The sequence below is a fragment of the Arthrobacter sp. Cr_A7 genome, assembly GCF_029222765.1.
GTDB lineage: Bacteria > Actinomycetota > Actinomycetes > Actinomycetales > Micrococcaceae > Arthrobacter.
Window position 1 is genome coordinate 1 of sequence record NZ_JARHXQ010000325.1, and the last position, 317, is coordinate 317.

A 317-nucleotide genomic window follows, 5' to 3' on the forward strand; every position below is an offset into this window, starting at 1 on the left:
TCCGAGGCCGAGGTCAAGGCCGGCCGGAACCCGCTGTTCAACTCCCACATGTGGGACGGCTCCGCCGAGACCCTGCAGGAGAACCTGCGGATCGCCCGCGAACTGCTGGAGCGCACCGCTGCGGCCAAGATGATCCTCGAGGTTGAGATCGGCACCGTGGGCGGCGAAGAGGACGGCGTCGAGAACGAGATCAACGAAAAGCTGTACACCACCGTTGAAGACGCCCTGGCCACCGTTGAGGCCCTCGGCTCCGGGGAGAACGGCCGCTACATCACCGCGCTGACCTTCGGCAACGTCCACGGCGTGTACAAGCCCGG

General features: G+C 66.2%; 1 protein-coding gene. It reads left to right on the top strand.

Annotation, left to right across the window (positions count from 1 at the left end):
- Positions 1 to 317, top strand: a 317-nt coding sequence (locus tag P2Q66_RS19515) for a class II fructose-bisphosphate aldolase (protein ID WP_275730811.1), incomplete at both ends; no start/stop codon positions are given.